The 21,185-nt window shown below is 68.2% G+C and carries 17 protein-coding genes; 2 read left to right on the top strand and 15 right to left on the bottom strand.

Features of this window, described 5'->3' with window-relative positions:
• The first annotated feature begins 344 nt into the window (after positions 1-344).
• Positions 345-773: a pyridoxamine 5'-phosphate oxidase family protein gene (locus AC069H_RS20495; protein ID WP_478233430.1), complete on the top strand. Its 429-nt coding sequence runs from the start codon at positions 345-347 to the stop codon at positions 771-773.
• Positions 774-817: 44 nt separating this feature from the next.
• Here AC069H_RS20495 and gcl read toward each other — a convergent pair whose 3' ends face one another.
• The 7 genes from gcl to AC069H_RS20460 form a co-directional block, all read right to left on the bottom strand.
• Positions 818-2,512, bottom strand: a complete 1,695-nt coding sequence (gcl, locus tag AC069H_RS20490; protein WP_478226008.1) for a glyoxylate carboligase — start codon at positions 2,510-2,512, stop codon at positions 818-820.
• A 3-nt stretch (positions 2,513-2,515) separates the two neighbouring features.
• Complete coding sequence (locus AC069H_RS20485; protein WP_478233429.1) at positions 2,516-3,403, bottom strand: 2-hydroxy-3-oxopropionate reductase; 888 nt, start codon at positions 3,401-3,403, stop codon at positions 2,516-2,518.
• Positions 3,400-4,227, bottom strand: coding sequence for a hydroxypyruvate isomerase family protein (locus AC069H_RS20480; protein WP_478233428.1), 828 nt, complete (start codon positions 4,225-4,227; stop codon positions 3,400-3,402). Before AC069H_RS20480 ends, AC069H_RS20485 begins: the two co-directional genes overlap by 4 nt.
• A gap of 189 nt (positions 4,228-4,416) precedes the next feature.
• Positions 4,417-4,785 carry a 2Fe-2S iron-sulfur cluster-binding protein gene (locus tag AC069H_RS20475; protein ID WP_478233427.1) on the bottom strand — a complete coding sequence of 123 codons (369 nt, stop codon included), beginning with the start codon at positions 4,783-4,785 and terminating at the stop codon, positions 4,417-4,419.
• Positions 4,782-4,934: a hypothetical protein gene (locus AC069H_RS20470; protein ID WP_478233426.1), complete on the bottom strand. Its 153-nt coding sequence runs from the start codon at positions 4,932-4,934 to the stop codon at positions 4,782-4,784. Before AC069H_RS20470 ends, AC069H_RS20475 begins: the two co-directional genes overlap by 4 nt.
• Entirely contained in the window at positions 4,931-5,368 is a 438-nt protein-coding gene (locus AC069H_RS20465; protein WP_478226002.1) for a hypothetical protein, read from the bottom strand. The genes AC069H_RS20470 and AC069H_RS20465 overlap by 4 nt, the downstream gene beginning before the upstream one ends.
• A gap of 574 nt (positions 5,369-5,942) precedes the next feature.
• The gene (locus tag AC069H_RS20460) at positions 5,943-6,272 is read right to left on the bottom strand and encodes an ATP-binding cassette domain-containing protein (RefSeq protein ID WP_478233425.1); all 330 of its coding nucleotides are present in this window, start codon (positions 6,270-6,272) and stop codon (positions 5,943-5,945) included.
• A gap of 211 nt (positions 6,273-6,483) precedes the next feature.
• Between AC069H_RS20460 and AC069H_RS20455 the strand changes: the two genes are divergently transcribed.
• The gene (locus AC069H_RS20455) at positions 6,484-7,737 is read left to right on the top strand and encodes a glycoside hydrolase family 99 protein (protein WP_478233424.1); all 1,254 of its coding nucleotides are present in this window, start codon (positions 6,484-6,486) and stop codon (positions 7,735-7,737) included.
• Positions 7,738-8,019: 282 nt separating this feature from the next.
• Here AC069H_RS20455 and AC069H_RS20450 read toward each other — a convergent pair whose 3' ends face one another.
• The 8 genes from AC069H_RS20450 to AC069H_RS20415 all read right to left on the bottom strand — a co-directional run bounded on the left by AC069H_RS20450 (position 8,020) and on the right by AC069H_RS20415 (position 21,182).
• The gene (locus AC069H_RS20450; protein ID WP_478233423.1) at positions 8,020-9,924 is read right to left on the bottom strand and encodes an FGLLP motif-containing membrane protein; all 1,905 of its coding nucleotides are present in this window, start codon (positions 9,922-9,924) and stop codon (positions 8,020-8,022) included.
• A 79-nt stretch (positions 9,925-10,003) separates the two neighbouring features.
• Positions 10,004-12,706: an AAA family ATPase gene (locus tag AC069H_RS20445; RefSeq protein WP_478233422.1), complete on the bottom strand. Its 2,703-nt coding sequence runs from the start codon at positions 12,704-12,706 to the stop codon at positions 10,004-10,006.
• Between the two features lie 1,061 nt (positions 12,707-13,767).
• Positions 13,768-15,087, bottom strand: a complete 1,320-nt coding sequence (locus AC069H_RS20440) for an ATP-grasp domain-containing protein (protein WP_478233421.1) — start codon at positions 15,085-15,087, stop codon at positions 13,768-13,770.
• 20 nt (positions 15,088-15,107) lie between these two features.
• Complete coding sequence (locus tag AC069H_RS20435) at positions 15,108-16,244, bottom strand: saccharopine dehydrogenase family protein (RefSeq protein ID WP_478233420.1); 1,137 nt, start codon at positions 16,242-16,244, stop codon at positions 15,108-15,110.
• Positions 16,237-17,277, bottom strand: coding sequence for a saccharopine dehydrogenase (locus AC069H_RS20430; RefSeq protein WP_478233419.1), 1,041 nt, complete (start codon positions 17,275-17,277; stop codon positions 16,237-16,239). Before AC069H_RS20430 ends, AC069H_RS20435 begins: the two co-directional genes overlap by 8 nt.
• A complete protein-coding gene (locus AC069H_RS20425) occupies positions 17,274-19,514 on the bottom strand; it encodes an iron-containing redox enzyme family protein (RefSeq protein ID WP_478233418.1) in 2,241 nt (746 codons plus the stop codon). Before AC069H_RS20425 ends, AC069H_RS20430 begins: the two co-directional genes overlap by 4 nt.
• Entirely contained in the window at positions 19,504-20,427 is a 924-nt protein-coding gene (locus AC069H_RS20420) for a beta-ketoacyl-[acyl-carrier-protein] synthase family protein (protein ID WP_478233417.1), read from the bottom strand. The genes AC069H_RS20425 and AC069H_RS20420 overlap by 11 nt, the downstream gene beginning before the upstream one ends.
• Entirely contained in the window at positions 20,427-21,182 is a 756-nt protein-coding gene (locus tag AC069H_RS20415; RefSeq protein ID WP_478225991.1) for a thioesterase II family protein, read from the bottom strand. Before AC069H_RS20415 ends, AC069H_RS20420 begins: the two co-directional genes overlap by 1 nt.
• Between the last annotated feature and the right edge of the window lie 3 nt (positions 21,183-21,185).

The following is a 21,185-nucleotide window of genomic DNA, read 5'->3' as shown; positions in this document are numbered from 1 at the left end:
TTAGGTACCTACTGGCGCCTGGATGAGCTTGCGCGGGCCGGTCCGTGAAGGCCTCCTTGCCTACCTTGAGGGTAGGGAAGGAGGCCTTCACTACCGCTGGGACCGCCACGCTCGCTTAGTAGGTTCTGCCGGTGCGCGGGTGGCGGTTTCGCGTGTTCGGGCGGACGACTCGCGGCGGAATCGGCCGCGGGTCGTGTCGTCCATCCAGTCACGCGTGTCGTCCGCCGGATCACGCGTGTCGTCCGGTCAATCACGTAACATCGCCGGCTCAGCGCCCGGAATGGCCTGAACCCGTTCCGCGTTACCGCTTCTCGTAGCCACCAACCGAGAGAAGCGAGACACGGATGTCGTCATTCGTCATGACCGCCGAAGAACGGGAAGCCTTCCTGAGCGAGGTCCACATCGGGGTCTTGGCCGTGGAACGGGAGGGCCGGGCGCCGCTGGCCGTGCCGGTCTGGTACGACTACGAGCCAGGCGGAGAGCTCCTGATCTGGATGGACGGCGGCTCGGTCAAGGACAAGGCGATCAAGAAGGCGGGCAGGCTCAGCCTGGTCGCGCAGACGGAGACCTTCCCCTACAAGTACGTGACGGCCGAGGGTCCGGTCATCGCGAACGACACGCCGCCGACCAGGGAGCAGGCGCTGAAGATCGCGCACCGCTACCTGCCCGGCGACGAGGGCACCAAGTACGTCGACGGCGCGCTCAGCGACAACTCCGTGCTGGTCCGCGTCCGGCTGGAGAAGTGGCTGAGCAACGATCAGAGCAAGGCCTGACCGCATGACGGTGTCCCGGCGGGCCGGCCGCCGGGACACCGTCATCAGCCCGCGATCGGTTCGAACTCGACGACGCTGTCGAGTGCCTTGCCCATCGCGGCGTTCCCTTCGCGTTCGATCATGATCTCCACCAGCACCGGTCGCGACGTCCGCTCGGCCTCCTTGCGCGCCCATTCCAGCGAAGCCCGGATATCGCCAGGCTCGGTGACACGGGTACCGGAGCAGCCGTAGGCCTCCATGACCTTCACGTTGTCCGTGCCGATCTTGTCGTAGTGGATGTCGACCTCGAAGTTCATCTCGTAGCCGGTCTCGGCCTGCCGGATGAGCCCGAGGTACTCGTTGTTCAGCATGATCAGCACGAACCCGACGTCGTACTGCGCGGCGACCGCCAGCTCCTCCACCAGGAATTGGAACGAGTAGTCCCCGACGACGCCGACGACCTCGGCCTCCGGTTTCGCCTTCTTGACCCCGATCGCCGCCGGGATCTCCCAGCCGAGCGGCCCCGCCTGGCCACACACCTGGTAGTGCCGCGGCTTGTGCGCGCGCTGGAACTGCCCGGACCAGATCTGGTAGAGCCCGATCGCGGTGACGAAGTAGGCGTCCTCGCCGTAGAACTCGTTGATCTCCTTGAACACCCGGGGCGCCTTGATCGGTGTGTCCTCGAAGTCCTCGCGCCGGGGCAGGCTCCCCTTGAGCTCGCCGATCCGCTGTGGCCACGCGCGATCCCGCACCGGCGAACGCTTCGACGCCGCCTCGATCAGCGCGTCCAGGAAGGCGCCCGTGTCCGACACGATGCCGAGATCCGGTCCGAACACCTTGCCCAGTTGCGTCGGCTCGATGTCGACGTGGATGAACTTCCGGTTCCCGCGGTAGACGTCGAGGTCACCGGTGTGCCGATCGCCGAACCGCGCGCCCAGCGCCAGCACCAGATCCGCTTCGAGGAAGGCCGCGTTCGCCCAGCGTTGCGAGGTCTGGATACCCGCCATGCCGGCGAACAGTTCGTGGTCCTCGGGAAAGGTCCCCTTGCCCATCAACGTCACGCCGACCGGGACGCCGAGCAGCTCGGCCGCGGTCCGCAGCCGGTCGCTCGCGTCGCCGAGCACCACGCCGCCACCGGCGAGGATCAGTGGCCGTTCGGCGGCCAGCAGCAGATCCAGCGCGCGCTGGACCCTGGCCGGTGACGGCGTCGCCCTGGTGACCGGCAGCGGCGAGTCGATACTGGAGTCCCACTCGATCTCCTGCCGCTGGACGTCGATCGGCAGGTCGATCAGCACCGGCCCCGGACGGCCGGACCGCGCGATCCGGAACGCCTCCCGGAACACCCACGGCAGCTGGGCCGCCTCCTTGACCTGCACGGCCCATTTCGTCACCGGTTTGGCGATCTCGACGATGTCGACGGCCTGGAACGCCTCGGTGTGCAGCTTCCGCGAGTCGGCCTGCCCGGTGATGCACAGGATCGGGATCGAGTCGGCCTGCGCGGTGTAGAGGCCGGTGATCATGTTCGTCCCGGCGGGCCCGGAGGTGCCGATCGCGACGCCGACGTTGCCGGTGGTCCTCGCCCAGCCGTCGGCCATATGGGTCGCGCCCTCTTCGTGGCGCACGATCAGGTGCTCGATACCGCTGTCCTGCATCGCGTGGTACAGCGGGAGGATCGCGGCGCCGGGGCAGCCGAACGCGGTGTCGACGCCCTCACTGACCAGAACGTCGACGACGGCCTGCATGGCGGGGATTCTGGGCATGCGTCACTCCTTGTTTTCCGCGCCGGACAGCGTTTCGACGACCTTCAGCAGCGCGGAGTGATCGAGCGAGCCGTGGCCCATCGCCCGTCCGGCGGCGACGAGCTGGGCGACCAGCCCGGTGAGCGGCAGCGCGACCTCGGCCTGCCTGGCGGCGGCGAGCGCGATGCCCATGTCCTTGTGGTGCAGGTCGATCCGGAAGCCCGGCGCGAATTCCCGCGCCACCATGGACTTCCGCTTGAGTTCGAGAATCCGGCTGCCCGCGAGGCCGCCCGCGAGGACGTCCAGCCCGACACCGGCGTCCACACCGGAGGCTTCGAGCAGCACGATGGCCTCGGCGATCAGCCCGTAGGTGCCGCCGACCACCAGCTGGTTCGCGGCCTTGACGACCTGGCCGGCGCCGTGCGGCCCGACGTGGACGATCGTCTTGCCGACCGACTCCAGGATCGGGAGCGCCGCGGTGAAGTCCTCGCCATCGCCACCGACCATAATGGACAGTGATGCCTGCTCGGCTCCGGCCTGGCCACCGGAAACGGGTGCGTCCAGCACCCGGATCTCCCGTTCCGCCGCCCGCTCGGCCACCTCGACGGAGGTCTCCGGCCGGATGGTGCTCATGTCGATCAGCAGGGTGCCCGGTTTCGCCGACTCCAGCACCCCGTCCGCCGCGAGCACGACGGCCTCGACCTGAGGATGGTTCGGCAGCATGGTGATGACGACCTCCGCGCCCGCCACCGCGTCCGTCACCCCGTTCGCGGCCCGGCCGCCCGCGGCTTCCAGCCTCGCGAGCGCGTCGGCGTTCGTGTCGAACCCGCTCACCTCGTGGCCGGCGGCGACAAGATGTCCCGCCATCGGCCCGCCCATGATGCCCAGGCCGATGAATCCCAGCTTGGTCATGCCAGTCCCCTTCGTTCGAAAGGCAGCCACGACAGCGAATCCGCGCTCGGCCCGTCGGGCTTGTACTCCACGCCGACCTGCCCGCGGTATCCCGCCGTCTGCAGCTTTTCCAGGTATCCCTCGATGTCCAGCGTTCCGGTACCCGGCTGGTGACGCCCTGGGGAATCGGCGATCTGCACATGGCCGATCCGTCCGGTGTGGACGGTCGTGACCGTGTCGAGGTCGTCACCGTTGACCGCCAGGTGGTACAGGTCGGCCAGCAGCTTCACGTTGTCCCGCCCGAGTTCGTCGAGCACCTTCAGTACGTCGTTCGCGGTTTTGAGCGGGTACTTCTCCGCCCCAGACAACGGCTCCAGGACGATCTCCGCGCCGATGCGCGCGGCCGCGTCCGACGCGAGCGCCAGATTCGACAGGCCGAGCTTGTCCTGCCCGGCCGGATCCGCGCCGTCGATCCGGTTGCCGTAGAGCGCGTTGAACCGCCGGCAGCCGAGCCGCTCGCCCAGGTCGATCGCCGAAGCGATACCGCGGGCGAACTCGTCCTCGCGGCCAGGCCAGGTGACCAGGCCGCGATCGCCGCCCGCCATGTCACCGGGGAAGAAGTTCAGCCCGGTCACCGCGACGCCCGCCCGCTCGACCGACGCCACGAAGGCGTCGACCTCGGCGGCGTCCGGCACCGGCGTCTCGAACGGCCACCAGTACTCGACCGCGGTGAAACCCGCCGCGCGCGCCGCCTCCGCACGGTCGAGCAGCGGCAGCTCGGTGAAGACCAGCGACAGGTTCAGCACGTACGGCAGCGCATGACGCGAACCGGCAAGATCAGCCATCGAAACCTCTGCAATTTCGCTCTGCGGAAACTTTCTTTCGTATATCGAGAATAGCTCGCTGGCCTGCCCTCGGTCAACGGGCGGTATACCGGCAGAGGGACGTCGAGCGCGGGTGGCCGTTCGGTACAGGTGGTCGTGAGTGGCGATTCGGGTTCTCACCCGAATCGCCACTCACGACCCACTCGACCATCACCGGCAAGCGTTCGCCGGTTCGAGGGTGTCGCCGTAACAGAACGTCGGGATGTTCTTGCCCGCCGCCGCGCAGGCGTCGAGAATCGTCGATCCTTCGGGAACGCGGACGATCTCGCCGTCCACAGTGAACTCGACGAGCCGTCGCGGGAGTCCTATTTCGACGATGGTCATGACTGCCCCCTCCGGCGCGCCCAGCCGGTCGATCGCCGACTCGATGGCGTTCCAGGCGGTCTGGTCCGGCCCGCAGATGGACGAGTCACGCATCACCTGGCCGACTTCGCGCAGCAGCGCGAGATCGTCCCCGCCGGTGCCGAGCCCGCGGCCGCCGACGATCCGGTGCAACGCCTCCTCCTGCCGCACGGTCACGATCCGGCACGGCACGCACTGCCCGCCGCGCGGGCGTCCTCCATGGTCAACGGCGGGGCGGTCTCGTCCGGGCGCATGAAACCACCCACCGCGCCGCCGAGCAGGATCGCCCGGAGCTCCCGCTCCTCGGGCCAGGTCGAGCAGTTCACCGAGCGCCGTCCCGACGGCACCTCGTACACGCCAGGACGCCGGACAGGCAGAACAGTTTCGGCCCGGACGAACGCTCCGTCCCGATACGGCGGTAGGCGTCGAAGCCCTCGGTGAGGATCAGCGGGACGTTGACCAGGGTCTCGACGTTGTTCACCACCGTCGGCTTGCCGAACAACCCCGTCTCCACCGGGAACGGCGGTTTGGTCCTCGGCTCGCCGCGGAAGCCTTCGATCGAGTTGAAGATCGCCGTTTCCTCGCCCTGGAATCCGCGTTCGCGGGCGATGTCGATGGCGTTGCGCGGCACCTTCAGCGCGCGTGGATACTCACCGCGCGGGTAGACGTATCCCTTCCGCGCCCCGATGGCGAACGCGGCGATCGCTGGTCCTCCGTCGCTCCCACCGTGACAAGGTACGGCGGCCAAACTGGCGGCCATGGGCACTGCGGTGCATCGGCACAAGGGGCTATGGATCGTGCCGTTCGCACCGGGCTTCAACGCACGGAAGATCGGTGGCAGGCGAGTGGTCGACCGGAGAGCGGTGAAACGCTGCGGCGCCAGCACACGGCCGCGATCACCTCGTCTCCGGACGCTTTCGGTCTGATCAGCTGGAACGAGTTCAGCGAGAACTCCCACGTCGAGCCCAGCGTCCGGGATGGCGACCGCTACCTGACCGTACTGCGAGACATCACAGGCACACCCGCGCCACGCCTGAGCCCACTCCCCGACCGGGCCGGTCGTGGCGGGCGGAACGATCCTGCTGCTCTGCGTCCCGCTCGTCCTGACGATCCGGCGACGGCACCGACCCGAGCGATCATTTCAGATCTGCCGAACCAGCACTGAACCTGAAGCGGTCAAGCCGCTCGACGTTCCCTGCCCGGAAATCGACTGGCCGATTTCCGTACATCTCCACGGTCATCTTGATCTGCGAAAAATACATGTCGCACGCAGCAGCACAAGCACGACCATATGCTCGAGCCCACGACACGTTCGCCCGGTCAGCCAACGAATTTCAGGCTGAGGACGCTGGAGGTGCCGGTTCGTTGAAGAGCAACCCCATAAATCTGGCCGTGTTCACCGGCACGCTGCTGGGCAGCGGCTTTTTTGCTGGTGTCGGGCGCCCCACCGGGCACACTTCGAAGGCACAGCCGACTGCCTTTCGCAGCGCCTCATGACTGAGTTCGGGCAGGGGTACGCCGTCGAGCAGTACCTGTCCTCGCTCCGGGTCGCGCAATCTCGCCGCCAGCGCGGCCAGCACGGATTTACCCGCGCCGGACCGACCTGCCTCCGGGAACGACCAGATCGATGCCCGCCAACAGCGTCCTATCCCCGGCGAACGCACTCACGCCCCGGAATTCCACCTTCCCAGGGCCGTCGAGCAGAGTGCGCCAGCCGTATTCGATGGGGACGGCAAGGACTTCACCCGTCCGCGCGGCACCGGCGCGGGCCCTTGCGAACCGGCCGAACACCCTGAGGCCGCCGAGACCGCCCCCATGACCGCGCACAGAACATTCTTGCATTCTGATGTCAGGTTGCCGACGAAGGAGTTCGCAATGTCTCTGTCGCGTCGAACACTGCTCGGCTCAGCCCTCGCCGCACCCGCTTTCGGCTTGCTGCCCGCCACCGCCCAGACCGCCTATCCCCTCGGTGACGTCGTCGGCAAGGTTACTGTCGGCTATCAGGGTTGGTTCGCCTGCCGGGGTGATCACTCTCCCATCAATGGCTGGTGGCATTGGAGCGACGACTGGAGTCGACCGCCATCTCCATCCCTCAGTTCGGTCAAGTCGTGGCCCGACGTGCGCAACTACATCAACACCTATCAGACCGCGTTCCCGAACCTGGGCGATGGCCGGCCCGCCACGCTGTTCTCCAACTATGACAGCCAAACCGTGGATATCCACTTCCAATGGATGCGTGAAAACGGCTGCGACACGGCGGCTCTCCAACGCTTCAACCCGACCGGGGGTGAAGGCCCCATCCGGGATGCCGTCACCGCGCACGTACGGGCGGCCGCCGAGACCACGGGTCGAATGTTCTACATCATGTATGACGTGACCAACTGGACGAACATGCAGTCGGAGATCAAGACCGACTGGCTGACGAAGATGTCGGCCTACACCTCGTCCTCAGCTTACGCGCATCAGAACGACAAGCCGGTCGTCGGCATCTGGGGATTCGGGTTCAACGATCCCGCCCGCCCGTGGGGACCTGAACCCTGTCAGGACGTCGTGAACTGGTTCAAGGCGCGAGGCTGCTACGTGATGGGCGGTGTACCGACACACTGGCGCACCGAGATCGAGGATTCCCGGCCCGGTTTCGGCGGTGTCTACCGGTCGTTCGACATGCTGTCGCCGTGGATGGTCGGCCGGATCGCCACAGTCGCCGATTCGGACCGTTTCCACACCGCCGTGAACGTGCCCGACCAGGCCGAATGCGATGCCCACGGCATCGACTACCAGCCGTGTGTGCTGCCCGGCGATCTCAATCAGCGCCAGCGCGTACACGGTGACTTCATGTGGCGCCAGTTCTACAACATGGTCCGGCTCGGAGCGCAAGGCATCTACATCTCGATGTTCGACGAGTACAACGAGGGCAACCAAATCGCCAAGACCGCGGAGACTTCGGCTGACGTTCCCGCGGGTTCGGGTTATCTCGCTCTCGACGAAGACGGGACTCGCTGCTCCGCCGACTACTACCTGCGGCTCACCGCGGACGGCGGCCGCATGCTCAAGGGACAACTCCCCTTGAGCCCCACCAGGCCGACACTTCCGACGGCCGAGTCGCAATCGTCGTTCGGCCCGGCGTAGATCAGCATCGCCGGCACTACCCTCCGCCCGGTTTGTTCGCCGCTACACGGCGCGCGCCTTGTCTCGGAGAGCACGGCGCAAGGCTTTCAAGGTCAAGTTTCAGACCCTGAAGCATGGCCGCATCGCGCCATCGACCAGCAGAGAACATCGCGATCTTCACGATTCCACAAACATCCCCAGCCTCCTCACCTGCGGAAAGTGACCTTGCCCCACCGACGGGTAAGTCAACCCATGTTGACGCCCCGGCGGGTTTCTGCACCACCAGCAGAGCCGCCGGAGAGCTCATCGTTGCTGGAGAGGGAGTCGGTGCCAGGGCAGTCTGCGCGACTTGTGCGCCTCCCGTACCGCGAAGAAAGCCCAGAACAGGAGTGATCCCACACAGAAGGCGGCGAACAGCCAGAACGACCGTAGGACATCCCCCCACGTCGTCCCGCTCCGCCAGTGGATGAGCACCACGGTGAACAGGATTAAGACCGTCGCATACACGGCCAGCCAGATGCGGCGGTTCCACTGGCGCAGGATCGCGCCGTGCAGGAACCGCACCGGCACCAGGCCGATGACCAACGTTTCCAGGCTCAGCACAACGATCTGCGACAGCAGGGTGTCGAGCGCGACCAGCGCCGCGGGTGCACCCGGCATCTCGGCGGCGGCCCTGACGCCGAACTGCCAGAACAGCCACGCGCACGTGGCAAGTGCCACCAGCACGACCACACCACGCAGCACGGCCTCCGCCTTCACCCGGACGTGCCGGGTACCTCGGGCGCGCACGATGGTGTACCCCAGAAGCAGTCCATACACGTAACCCGGTTGAAATGAAAAGAATCGCGACACCGCCGCGCAGACAATGGCGATCACGAGAGCCATACCGATGACCCGCAGCCGGGCCGCGTCGCCGCCGAAGGCGCTCCGCAGCCGCTGCTCGATCGCGTACTCGTAGGCCAGCACCACCAACGGAATCGCGATGAAATAGCCGAACGCGACGGGGGCGAACTGCCGCGGCGATGTGACGTTCACCTGGACCGTGGTCATCAGGAGCGCTGCGACTCCCGCGAAGGCGACCACGACCGGCCACGAGGTTGCGCGCGCCGGGCGTTCCTTCGGCAGGAAGGGCAGCCATCGACGGATGGTGCTCTCGTTCTCACGGTAGGTGGTGTTGAACAGCTCGGCGGGCCATCCGATCAGGAACCATCCCAGCAGCGGAACGATGAACAACGCGAGTGCGCCGCCGCTCGTCAGGAATTCCCACACTTGCCCAGGTGTGGGGATCGCGTCGAGAAACCCGGGCCGCTGCCATGGTTCTTCGGATTCGTCCTCGGCCTTGGTCATGCCTTCCTCGCCCTGTGCCGACTGCCGACCATCGACACCGGGCCCAGGAGTTGAAGGCGAGGCCGAAGGTGCGGGCGGCCGGCCGGAATCGACCGGTGGCGTGGACGGCGGACCGGAACTGGCCGGTGGTATGAAAGGCGTCCCTCCGGGCTGCTGCTGTTGGCCCCTGGCCACGTTAGTCGGCGGTGTGGTGGTCGTGCTGCCCACCGCTGGTACCACGGAGAACGTCGCGCGCGCCCACTCACCACCGTCCACACAGCGCCCGTAGACCAGGTGCTCACCGCCGGCAGCGTCGGCAGGAACCGGCAACGGCGCGGTGAACGTGCCGTTCGCGCCGATCGGCACCGACACCCCGGTGCCGTACCCGTCCCACAACACGTCCGCGCGCCGCGTGCCGTGGTCGGGACACGTGTCGAACCCGCGGCCCCGCACCGTGACCTTGCTGCCTGGCGCACCGGTCGTTGATGACAGGGTCACCGCAAGTGAGACCGGAGCGGTCACCTTGACCACCGCCCGAGCCCAGTCGCCGCCGTCCTGGCATTGCCCGTACACCCAATGGTCTCCGACCGGCGTGCCAGCGGGAACGACGAACGACGTGCTGAACGTGCCGCTGGAGCTGATCGGCGCCGACACTCCCGTGTCTTGCCCGTTCCACAACACGTTGACGGTACGGTTGCCGTAGTCCGGGCAGGCCCCGTATCCGTCTCCCCGCAAGGTGATCGCGGTGCCGGGCAGGCTCCGCGCCGGGTTCGGTTGTATCGAAAGGCCTTGCAGAGTCGAGTTCTGTTCCGCTGCTGTGGGCGTGCCCCACAGCAGCATTCCAGCCATGACAAAAAGCAGGGCGACCAGTCCACGCGCCATACAGACTCCCAAGTGAAGACTCGACAAGACGAGTCTGGTTGGGCCGGGTGGCGTGGCGCGTCATGGAAAACCAGGATGTTTAAGTGTCCGCTCTGAAGTGGTCGCGGAGCATCAGCTCGCGGCGGTTGCGCACACCCAGCTTGGTATAGATCCGTCTGAGGTGGGTCTCCACGGTGGTCACCGCGACTGTCAGGATCGAGGCGATCTCGGCGTTGCTGTGGCCCGCCGCAGCTAGGTCGGCCACGCGCCGTTCCGCGGGCGTCAGCTCCGACGGCGGCCGGCTACGGCGCCGGCCACCCGCCTTCGACAACTGGTGCCTCGCGCGTCGGGCCAACCACGGCGACCCGAACCGCTCCGCAATGTTCAGGGCTTCGGCGAATTGGGCGCGTGCTCGCCGCGGCCGCCCCGCCCGGGACGACCACTCACCGTCAGCCAGCAACGCCTCGACGAGCTCCAACGGCTGCCCGGACTGTTGAAGCGATGCGACAGCCCGGTCCAACCAGGGTTCCGCGGCCTCGGCGCTGGACGCCGTCACCGCCCTGCCGAGGTCTGCAGCGCTGCGTGGCCACACGCACGGGACCCGTTCACAAGCTGCGTCCAGCAAACCCACCACTCGCAGAACATCGCCTCGCCGCCCGGCACGCGCATAACCCAGGATCGCGTCCCGTGCCCACGGCACCACACAAGGTTCACAGAGACCCGCATCACTGGTGGTCTCCTCGACCAGCTCGAACCGTGCGCATGCCCTCGCTAAGTCTCCCTCGTGCAACGCTCGGCGACCCTGGAGCCACCACACGGTCAGCAGGCTGCCCAGGTCCCGAAGCGGACGGGCCTCGGCCTCCAACCGCTCACACAGTTCCTCGTCCCACTCGTCCAGCAGGAGCAACAGCCACACCTGGGAGGTGGTCGTATAGCGCCTCACCAAGGGGGCGAGATCACCTAGTTCCAGTGCTCGCGCCACGTCCGCCCCGGCGGCATCGAGCCGACCGGTTCGGATGTACAGCTCGGTCCGCGAAGCCAGCAGAAATCCCGTTGAGCTGGCCGCTCCGAGCCGGTCCGCCGCGGTCAGCGCTAGTTCGAAACAGCGTTCGCTGTCTTCGAACCGGTCGAACCACTTGGCCGCATAGGCATAACTGCTCAACGCACCCCAGCCCCACGACAAGTCGGCTAGCTGCGCGGCCGGGTCGGCAGCGACCTGCTCGGCTGCCTCCGCCACCGCGGCCAATCCCGCACTGTCGCCATTGATGCACGACAGGTAGCCCCAGGCGGACTGAGCGCGCCTACGCGTCACCGGATCGACGCGATCGATCAGCCCGAGGGCCTGCCGCGCCGGCTCCAACGACGCCGCCACATCGTGCACATGACCCGCCGTGGCCTGGTCGAGCAACGCCTCGACCGCGACGCTGGGCGCCACTACCTGCACCAACTCGACGGCGCGCGCGAAGTACCGCGCCGCGTCGTGCGGCCGGCCCAGCTGGTAGTAAGCGCGTCCCAGCTCCCGCGCAAGCTGTGCCCGCACTAGATCATCACTCGGTTCCTCGGCCGCGGCGAGCACCTCGACGGCATCGTCGGCGCGACCGGCGGCGAGCAACGCCCGACCGGTGAGCAGCAACAGAACGGCGTCCGCCGCATCGCCGGCGAACACGCACGCGGCGTTCAGGTAGCGCACCGCCGTGGACAACGCGCCGGCCTCGAACGCGGCACGCCCGGTCCTGGTCAGCACCGCCACGGCCCGCTCGTCACCAACAAGGTCCCCCAGCACTGCATGCTCGGCCGCCTCATCAGGCCGGTCGCACGCGTCGAGCATCCGAAACGTGTTGCCGTGCAACCGAAGGCGGGACACCGCCGGAAGGTCGTCATACAGCAGTTGACGGATCAACGGATGCGTGAACTCCACCTGGCAGCCGGGGGTCTCCCGCAACACCTGGTGGGCCAGCAACCCGTCGAGAACCGCATCACCGTCCGCGGCCGACAACCCCGCCAGCTCGACCGCCGCCGACGGGCGGAACCGCACCCCCAGCACCGCGGCAGCCCGCGCCAGTCCCATCCCGGCCTCGGAAAGATCGGTAAATCGCCGTAACAGCAGCCGGCGGCGCACCGTTTCGGGCGGCGTGTCGAGCCGCGGCAAGTCCGCACCCTCCGCGAGCACCGAGGACAAGTGCACCAGCAACAGTGGATTGCCAGCGGTCAGGACCTGCGCGGTATGGACGACCGACCCGGGCAACGCTCGCCCGACACGGTCGGCCAGCAGCGCCTCCGCTCCCGCCTTGGTGAGCGGCGGCAACGTCACCGACCGCGCGTGGTCATCATGCACAAGGCCGGCCACGATATCGGCCGCCTCCGGTGGCCACGGCCGCAACGTCGCCACCAAACCGACCGGCAGCTCGGCCAGCCTTCTGGCCAGAAAAGAAAGCACCACCAGCGAGTCACGGTCTGCCCAATGCAGGTCGTCGGTGGCCACCAGGAGGGGCCGGTCGTATCGCCGCAACCATTCCCGCACCCGATACAGATGATCCGCCGCCGTGCCCTCCCCCAACCGTTCGGCAACACCGAGTCCGTCGAGAACCTGTGAGATCAGAGCGAACGGCACACCGCTCTCCACAGGTGCAGCCGCAGCCCGGACCACCTCGACCCCGGCTCCCGCACGCCGCTCCGCGTCCTCGAGCAAGGCGGACTTGCCAACCCCCGCATCACCCACTAGAAACAATGCCCCGCCTCGACCCCCGCGCACGCCCTCGAGAAGCGCGCCAATGGCCTCGATCGCTGGCTGTCTCTCCCACACGCGGTCGATCGTGGCAGAGCCAGCCAACAGCACGAAGAGGCGTCAGCCGAACGGTCGAGTGAAATCTGGAGACACTCACAGAACTCGCGGATCAGCGACTGTGTCCTCCGCGGCACCACCAGCTGGTCGCGGTTGAACGTCAAGATACAGCCATCACGGGATCAGCTCAGCTAATCGCCGACATCCACCAACACGTCGAAAAAATAGCCGGTGTCAGATCAGGAGATACACCTCAGGGACTACCACCCCGGGAACACCGGACAGAGCAGATTCACTGAACCTTCTACTACAACTTGTCGCGCGACAACAATTCCGCACATTCTGCCGAATTCTGCAATGAGAAATGAATCCCATCTCGCCGGTATCGTTCGCATCATCGTCAGTGACCTCGCCCGCTGCGGTGGGCCGTACCGCGGCGCAGGTACGACGTCGTTCACTGCTCGGTGGTCGGCCATGCGCGATACCGGCGTCGGGGTGTCGAGGGCGACCCGGATCCGGCGATCGGTGTGGGCGAGGTCCTCGGCGCGACGCCGTTCGTGGGTGCTGAGCGTGCCGGGCACCGTCAGTACGTCGGCCAGGCCGAGCAGCCGCCGGTCGTTGGCGTAGGGGTCCGGTTCACCGTCCGCGGGCAGCGCGACCCGCTTGGTGCGGCGTCGCGTGCCGCCTCGGCAGCACGCGAGGCCTGGTCGGCCGCGTCGGTGGAAGCGGGCGGAGACTACGGACGCGACGGGACCCGGACTCGATCACTTTCACCGGCGATACCGCCTCGCGGCAAAGCTGCGCAGGCGGGAATGAATGGCAACCTGCGCGAGCGCCCGGACAGGCTCCTGCGGCATGCACGGCAGGAGCCACTCTGACCATCGAAACCAGGGGACACTTTCGAGATGCACATCGATCGAGGGCAGACCGCTGATCATGCGACGCCGGAAGTCTCGCTCGACCGCGACATGACCCTCGAATAGCCAGAACGCGCCAAGCCGGCCAGCACGAACACAGGCGAGGCGTCAGTGACAGGCCCTACTCGAACTTCGAGGACGCGTCGGAGGTCGGTGGCGGGGCCGTCAGCCGGGCATGACTTCGATCGAGATCGCGGCGCGCACTCGCTTCTCCAGTTCATCCAGATCGTCGGGCGTGGCCGCGTCGATGAAGAAGCTGACGGACCGATCGTCGGAACTGGCCAGTGGCACCAGTTTCGCTCCCCGTGGCTGGTGTACCAGGACCGCACGCAGGGTCGGGCCGTCGTCCGGGGTACCGGGCAGGATGTCCGGCCACACGCCGCTGGCGCCGATCCACACGGGTTCGACATCCGGCCATTCGACGGTGACGTCGGCCAGTTTCCCCGGCACATGCTCGAGGTAGACCTGCCGGGCGTAGCGGGTCGGCCGCGGATACGAGGCACGCTCGCCGAGAGCGATCCGAATGATCTCCGGTTCCAGCGGGGCGCCGGTGGCCAGGTGATAGAGCACCAGAAGACCGTCACCGGGAGTCCGGCCGGCGATCTCCATCAACCTGGGCACCCCGTCCTCCCCGACGCGCCATTCGGAGTGCGCGATGCCGTCGGCAAATGCCAGGGCGCCGAGCAGCGCGCGGTTCGCGTCGAGGACGGTATCGCGGACGCTGTCGTCGGCGGTGGGAACGCTGTGCGCGAGTTCGACGAATGTCCGGGCGTGCGAGTCGGTGGTTTCCTTGCCGGTGACCGAGGCGAAGATTGTTTCTCCTCGCTGCACGAGGCTTTCCACCGAGTACTCCGGGCCGTCGACCTTTTCTTCGACCAGGACGACCTCATGGCCGGGATAGCCACTGAGGCGGCGGCGCAGCTCCTCTTCACCGTGCACGGTCTCGACCCCGGAGCTGGACGCGCGACCCGCTGGTTTGACCACCGCCGGGTAGGTGACGCCAGACAGATCCGCGGTTTCCCGGTCTCCCGCGGGGATGGTCAGTGACGCCGGGCCGAGCTCCGGGGCATACCAGCGTTGCAGGAACTTGCTGCGGCAGGCGCGGCTGGCGCGCAGGCCGGGTGACGGGACGCCCAGCGCGTCACAGAGCAGGCCGGTCGGCTCGGCCAGATAGTCACCGACGGCGTAGGCGCCCACGATGTCGTACGTGATCCGCCACACGGTGGCCTGTGCGATCGCCCCCGCGAGAAAGGCGCCCTGCACGGTGAAATCGCCCGAAACGTAGCCGATTTCGGTGATCTGCGAAGCAGGGTTGTCCGGGTCGCCGATCGCGGCGGCCGCCTGCTCGCGGTAGGACTCGGCGGTGATCACCAGGACCCGCAGGTCGCGTCGGGTCACCTCGTCGAGATACAGCGGGTTGCGCCGGATCACCGGGAACGAGCCGGTGAGGATGACGGCGCCGGGCTTACCGGTCCGCTGGGTCATGCTGCCTCCTCTGGTCGGTCTCAGCTGTCGGTGCCGGCGATGCGGATCGGAAGGCCCCAGGAGGCGAGTTTCTCGATCCACTGCCCGGCGGTGGCCGGGTCGGGGGCGCCCTGGACGAGCCCTGCCGGCAGAGCTCCGTCGAGCAGTTCGCCGATGCCGAGGGCGAGCGGCACGGATACGCACCGGGCCATGGCGCTGGCGCCGGGCTCACCGATGAGGTCCAGCGAATATCGGCCGGCCCAGGTGCGTCCGTCCTCGCCGCGGACGGACAGTTCGACCGCGAGCACCACCCGGTCCCTGTCTTCCGCGCGTGTCGGGTAGCGGGTGGCAAGTTCCTCCGCGAGTTCGGTGATCCGGTCGGCGTCGCCCTCGCGCAGCTCGGCGAACACCTTCTCCCAGGCGTCGAGCCAGCCGTTCAGGCGGAGGGTTCCGCGTACGAAGGTGTCCAGCCGCCAGCTCTCCGGTATCCCGTACTGGCGGATGTAAGGCAGGCTGTCCCGATTCGGGTACACCTCGAATCTTTCCCCGTCGAGATCGAGCGGCCGCGCTACCTCCCACGGCTGGTCCGCGATGTGCTTGTCGCCCGCCTCGACGTAGTGCGCCGGGGTGAGCAGGGCGGTCAGCACACCGCGGGGTGCCCAGCTGAACCGGTACCGGAACTCGTTGGGCTCGGCGGGCACTCCGCCGCAGTAGGAGGTGAACGCGGCGGTGGCCGTCGTGTCCGGCCCCAGTGCCCGCGCCGCCCGCTCGACCAGGACGTCGGCGAAGAGGTGGTCGATTCCGGGATCCAGCCCGATTTCGGTGAGCACCGTGAGCCCGGCCGCGGCCGCCTTCCCTGCACCGTTGCGGATCTCGTCCGAGGCGTAGCTGCTGCAGGCGAAGTGCGCGCCGTTGTCCAGGCAGAGACGCAGCAGCCGCGGATGTTCGGTGCCCGGCAGCATCGAGACGACGACGTCTCCTTCGGTGACCTCCGCGGCCAGTGCTTCCGGGGTGAAGCGCCGAGGTTCGCCTTGCGCTCCGAGACGAGCGAGGCAAGCGGCCGCTTTGGCTTCGGTGCGGCCCCAGAGCAATACGCGTGTTCGCTCGGCGAGGGCGGTGAGACCGGGCCCGGTGGACAGGCCGGTGCCGATCCAGTGCACGGTCGGGGTGTCAGGCATGGTCTTCCTTCCGATGGAGGGCGTGGGAGGCGCAGGCGGCGGTGAACGCGGCTTCGGCGCGGCGCCAGACGCCGGAATCGCCGAGGACGGCCAGATGCGGCGCCAGGTCCGCGGCGAAGTCCACGGTCGCTTCACGGGGAAGCAGTGACGGCAGGTTGTCGATCGCGATCACGTCGAGTCCGTCCAGCCGGAGCACCGGGTCCTGCCAGGTTGTGGTCCGGTCGTAGATCGGCAGGGCGTGGCATGGCGATCCGACATCGCAGGTGACGTCGGCGACCACGGACAGCCGCCGGGGGCGCCGGAGCGTCTCGGCGGTCAGGAACGGGGAGACCGGCCCTGTGGCGAGGACCGCGTTGACGAGGACGTCGTGGTCGAGCAAGGCTGCGACGTCGAGGTTTTCGGTCTCCGCGAGATCCCACCGGGCCACTTCCGCGCCCGCCGCGACGAGCGCGTCCCCGGCCCCGCTCCCGCATCGGCCGAGGGCGCCGATGACCAAGGCCCGCAAGGGTTCCTCATCCGCGGCCAGAGCCTTGTCGAGGTTTCCGCGGGTGGTCGGCGTCAAGGGTTCGACCAGGTCACCGCGGTGACGCAGGACGGCGAGCGCGGCGCCGACGTAGCCTGCCCAGTACCCGAAAGCGGCGACCCGGCGACCTCGCTCGTCGACGAGGCTTTCCAGATCCAGCAGCGTTCCGCCGCCCTCGGCGAATCTGCGCAGCAGGTTCGCGGCTCCCGGCTGGTTCTTGTAGGCGTGCCCGAAGAAGACGTGCCGGTGCCGCAAGAGGTCTGGCCGGTCGGGCAGTTCCTTCAGACCCACCACGTGCACGTCTTCCGGGGCGTCCGGCCAGCTCCCCGGCGGGACCAGCGCGCAGCCCACCGCCGCGTACTCCTCGTCGCCGAACACGCGCCGCGATGAGCGCTCCACGCTGACGGCGACGCCCTCGCGGAGCAGCTTCCCGGCTGTTTGCGGAGACAGCGGCGCGCGCCGCTCGGTCGGCCGGGACTCTTCGCGCATCAGCAACGTCAACTCGGTCACAACACCAACTCCGCACTGTCGTCTTCGGTGGATGCGGCCACCGCGACGTCACGAAGCAACGGCTGTTCGAGGAAGTAGGCGAAGGAGGCGTATCCACGCCAGATCCGGCGCCACTCCCCCGCCACAGCCGCTTCGCCGCTGGTGCGCCGCACCCGGTCCAGGTAAGCGACGATGATGTCGGCGGCCTGTTTGGCATGCCCGGCGGAGAAGTTGTCGATGGTCAGGTGCGCCTGCTCGTAGCAGTCGTCGAAACCGTGGTGACGCAGCTTCTGGATCTCGTGCAGCCGCATCTCGCCGGAGCCGAACATCTCGATCGCCAGGTTGTAGCCGAGGATCTCGTTGTAGAACCGGTCGGGGAACAGGCACATCGACAGCTGCTGCAACGCGAAGCCGTACATGTCGTCGGGCAGTTCGTCCTGGTCGGCGAACTCCTCGGTGCGGATGTGCGGCAGGTCCCGGCCCTGGCTGACCATCGCGCGGCGGGTCAGGGTGAGGTGGTTCTTGCGCAGGTCCCCGTTGCCCATCTCGTCGGCGTGGATGCGGAACAGCATGCCGTCGCTTTCGCGTTCCCGGCGGCCCAGCCTGCCGACGCGGTGCAGCCAGGCGCCGTCGATCAGGTAGGTCAGCTGGTAGGTGCTCTGCCGGAACAGGACTTCGTCCACGTCCGGGACCTCGCGCAGTGGCTCGTACGGGTCCACCAGCTTCTCCCAGTAGATCTTCTCCGCGCGCGCGTAGAGCGCGTCGGCGTCGTACTCGAAGAAACTCGCGTCGGTGTAGCGGCCGCCCGCGCCGTGTTCGAACAGCACCTGCGCGTCGGCGAAACAGCGCTCCGCGCGCTCGATGGCCACCGGCATCGTGCTGGCGTGGTTCTCGATGTTGACCAGCCGATGGAAAAGGTCGCGGTCGTCGGCGGGCGGCGAGTCGTCGAACACCACGTCGCCGGGTGCGGCTTCGGCGAACGCGGCCGACCAGCGGGCGGCGAGTTCGTCGCCGACCGTGTTGAGGCGCACGGTGATCGGCGGCCGGTCACCTTTGTGCACGGTGGCGGCCCATTCGGCGAGCACCGCGGCTTCGGCCTCGTCGAAGATGCCGAACATCGGCCCGCCGAACCGGGTCGCGGCGAGGAACCAGCAGTCGCCGTCGTCGCGCTCCACCAGATACGGCGAGTCCCGGAATTCGGTGAGGAACGCGGCGAGTACGCCGGGGTCCGTGTCGCCGGCGGCGCGGCCGAATCCGGCGAACACGTCCACCAGGTGCCGGTCGCCCAGCGAGACCCGGCCGTGCTGGCGGCCGGCCAGCGAGACCCGGCCGTGCTGGCGGCCGGCCAGCGGCGCGTGCCGGGAGATCACCTCGGCGACCCGCGACTCCAGCGTCTGGGTACGGCGGAACTCGGCGAGTTCGGTGAGCAACCGCACGTGCTCGCGTTCGCACGACAGTGTCAGCGCGACGGCGGCCAGCACCCGCTCGCGGTCTTCCGGGCTCGCTTGGGAGGCGTATTCGCCGAGCAGGTCGTCGAGATCGTCCGCCGGGATCGGTGGCGGGGTGCCCAGCAGCAGGTCGTCGACACCCAGCCGGTGGAAGGCGTGGTGCAGGCCGACGACCTCGGGCAGGAAATTGCCCGGCAGCACCGCGAGCGACAGCGGGAGGCAGGCGAGCAGGATCGTCGCGGGACGGGCACCAGCACGGTCGAGGAAATCGGCGGCGGCGATGTCCGGCAGCGCCGCCCCCTCGTCTTCCAGCGCCCGCGCCCGGCGGTGCTGCGCGGATGCGAGCGGCTCGCCGCCTCCCGCCAGGTCGAAGTGATGGGCGAACAAGCGGTTCACCACCACGGCGGGCTGGGTGGCGGGCTGGGAGACCGCGTCGAGCCAGCAGCCGTCGAGCAGGGCGATCACCCCGCGCTGTCGGAGCAGCTCGGCACGGATCCCCGGCTCGGTCGTGGAGAGGGATTCCAGCGCGGGCCCCAGATCGGCTCGAGCCTGCACGATCAGCTCACCGGCGGCGCCGGGCAGATCGTCGACCGGTTCGCGCGAGTGGCCGAGGAAGGCGTGCAGGAGACGGCGGGCGAGGAGCAGAGTAGCTTCGGATTCGCGTTCCTGGAGAAGCGTGCGGAACATCTCGCGCGGGCCGGCGGCGATGATCGCGTCGACGGCGCCGTCGGTGCCGGGCGTGAAGTGGAACGGCCGGCAGGGCAGGGAAGTCGTGGTGTCGTCGGGGACGAGAGTCGGCTCAACGGCCATCGATCGCTCCTTCCGGTGTGCGGACCAGGATCCCGATCCGGGAGCCGGGCACGCTGGAGGCCAGCAGGTAGTGCCCGCCGGGGCGGACGCGGCCCGCCGTTTCGCGGTCGGCGAGATTGATCAGCGGGTCGGCGGCGAAGCAGTGCCCGACGCGGCTGATGTTCGTCGTGTCGAGCTGGCCGGGGCCGAAACCGGCCTGCCGTTCCTTCATCACCAGCAGCGGAAGGTAGATGTTGCTGTGCAGCAAGGCATCCAGCTCACCGACGTCGATTCCCTGGGCACCGAGGAGTTGCTCGTTGACCTGTTTGGCGAGGTCGGAGCTGATCTCGGACGACCAGTCCAGCGACGCCGTCTCCTGGGCGGACGAGCAGCCGAGGACTTCGTAGGCGCCGCCGTCGGCGTCGACGAGGCAGGCGGCGCCACCGTCGCTGAACAGCGCGTAACCGGTGATCCTCGTGTCTTCGTCGAACACCCGGTCCGCCGTGACGACGAGGACGCGCCGGAACCGCCCGGCGGCGACCAGTGCGGTCGCGACGTCCAGACCGGACAGCAGGTTGACACACCGGCCCATGCTCGTGCCGTAGACGGGGATGTCACCGAGACCGAGCCGGGTCAGCACCCCCCGGATGAAGGTGCCGTGTCCTTCCGGCGGTCCCGGCATGTAGGTCGAGCAGAGCACCAGGGCCTCGACCGTTCCCGGGTCGGTCCCGCCGGCGCGCAGTGTTTCCGTGGCCGCGTCCACGGCGAGGTCGTCGAGTCCGCGTTCGGTGCGGAACACGCTTCCCCAGCCCCACAAGGCGGGTTCGAGGGCGAGCCCGTACTGCTCGGCCTTGGTCTCCAGGCCGGGCAGGTCCGCGTGGTCGATCTCCTGCTCTCCGAGGACGTAGCGAGGTTCGCCGAGGTAGACCGGCATCAGATCACCTCCACGTGTGTCACGGATTCGGCGTGCGCGTTCAGCACCGACACGACCGGGCCCGGGTCGGGATCGAAGTAGAAGTGACCACCGGGGACGCGGACGTGCTCCGGCGGCTCGGCGCATTCGATGTCCCACGGGGCGATCTGCGCGGAGCCGACATGCGGATCCTCGGTGCCGACGATGATCGAGACACCGATCTCCAACGGTGGCGCCGTCCGGTAGCGATAGCCCACGGCCAGGTCGAAATCGGCTTTGAGGCCGGGAAGCAGCAGGGCCAGGACGTCCTCGTCCGCGACGACGTCGGGTGGGAACTGGCCGAAGAACACCAGCGCCTCGGCGAATTCGGCGCCGTCCAGCCCGGCGATGCCGCGCACCCGCTCCGAAGGCAGCAGCGAGGGGGCGGAGATGCCGGACGCGGTCAGATGACCGACGGCGGGAACATCCCGTAGCCTGCGGGCGACCTCGAAGGCCAGCAACCCGCCGAAACTGTGGCCGAACAGCTGCGCAGGGCGCGGATCGCGGTCGACCTCATGGGCGATCGCCTCGGCGATCCGGTCGGCGAGTTCGTCGAACACGGGGAGCGGTTCGTGCGCGCGGTGCGCCTTGCCCGGGGGGCAGACCGCGACGACGTCGGCGTGGCCGTCGAGCAGCGGCTGCCAGTCGAGGTAGGTACGCGGGTCTCCGCCGGCGTAGGGGAAACAGAAGACCCTGGCGGGGCGATCACCGCCGCGGGTGAGGAACCAGTCGGGCACCGG

Source organism: Amycolatopsis sp. NPDC043887 (genome assembly GCF_056435665.1).
Note: the sequence above shows the minus strand (reverse complement) of the source record. Positions and strands in the feature narration are given on the sequence as shown.

Bases quoted from the DNA above. Each gene is read 5' to 3' on its own strand.
- AC069H_RS20425 (WP_478233418.1), bottom strand. From the start codon at position 19,514: ATGGCCGTTGAGCCGACTCTCGTCCCCGACGACACCACGACTTCCCTG.
- AC069H_RS20435 (WP_478233420.1), bottom strand. From the start codon at position 16,244: ATGCCTGACACCCCGACCGTGCACTGGATCGGCACCGGCCTGTCCACC.
- AC069H_RS20455 (WP_478233424.1), top strand. From the start codon at position 6,484: ATGTCTCTGTCGCGTCGAACACTGCTCGGCTCAGCCCTCGCCGCACCC.
- AC069H_RS20485 (WP_478233429.1), bottom strand. From the start codon at position 3,403: ATGACCAAGCTGGGATTCATCGGCCTGGGCATCATGGGCGGGCCGATG.
- AC069H_RS20420 (WP_478233417.1), bottom strand. From the start codon at position 20,427: ATGCCGGTCTACCTCGGCGAACCTCGCTACGTCCTCGGAGAGCAGGAG.
- AC069H_RS20440 (WP_478233421.1), bottom strand. From the start codon at position 15,087: ATGACCCAGCGGACCGGTAAGCCCGGCGCCGTCATCCTCACCGGCTCG.
- AC069H_RS20450 (WP_478233423.1), bottom strand. From the start codon at position 9,924: ATGGCGCGTGGACTGGTCGCCCTGCTTTTTGTCATGGCTGGAATGCTG.
- AC069H_RS20465 (WP_478226002.1), bottom strand. From the start codon at position 5,368: ATGGCCGCCAGTTTGGCCGCCGTACCTTGTCACGGTGGGAGCGACGGA.
- gcl (WP_478226008.1), bottom strand. From the start codon at position 2,512: ATGCCCAGAATCCCCGCCATGCAGGCCGTCGTCGACGTTCTGGTCAGT.
- AC069H_RS20495 (WP_478233430.1), top strand. From the start codon at position 345: ATGTCGTCATTCGTCATGACCGCCGAAGAACGGGAAGCCTTCCTGAGC.
- AC069H_RS20480 (WP_478233428.1), bottom strand. From the start codon at position 4,227: ATGGCTGATCTTGCCGGTTCGCGTCATGCGCTGCCGTACGTGCTGAAC.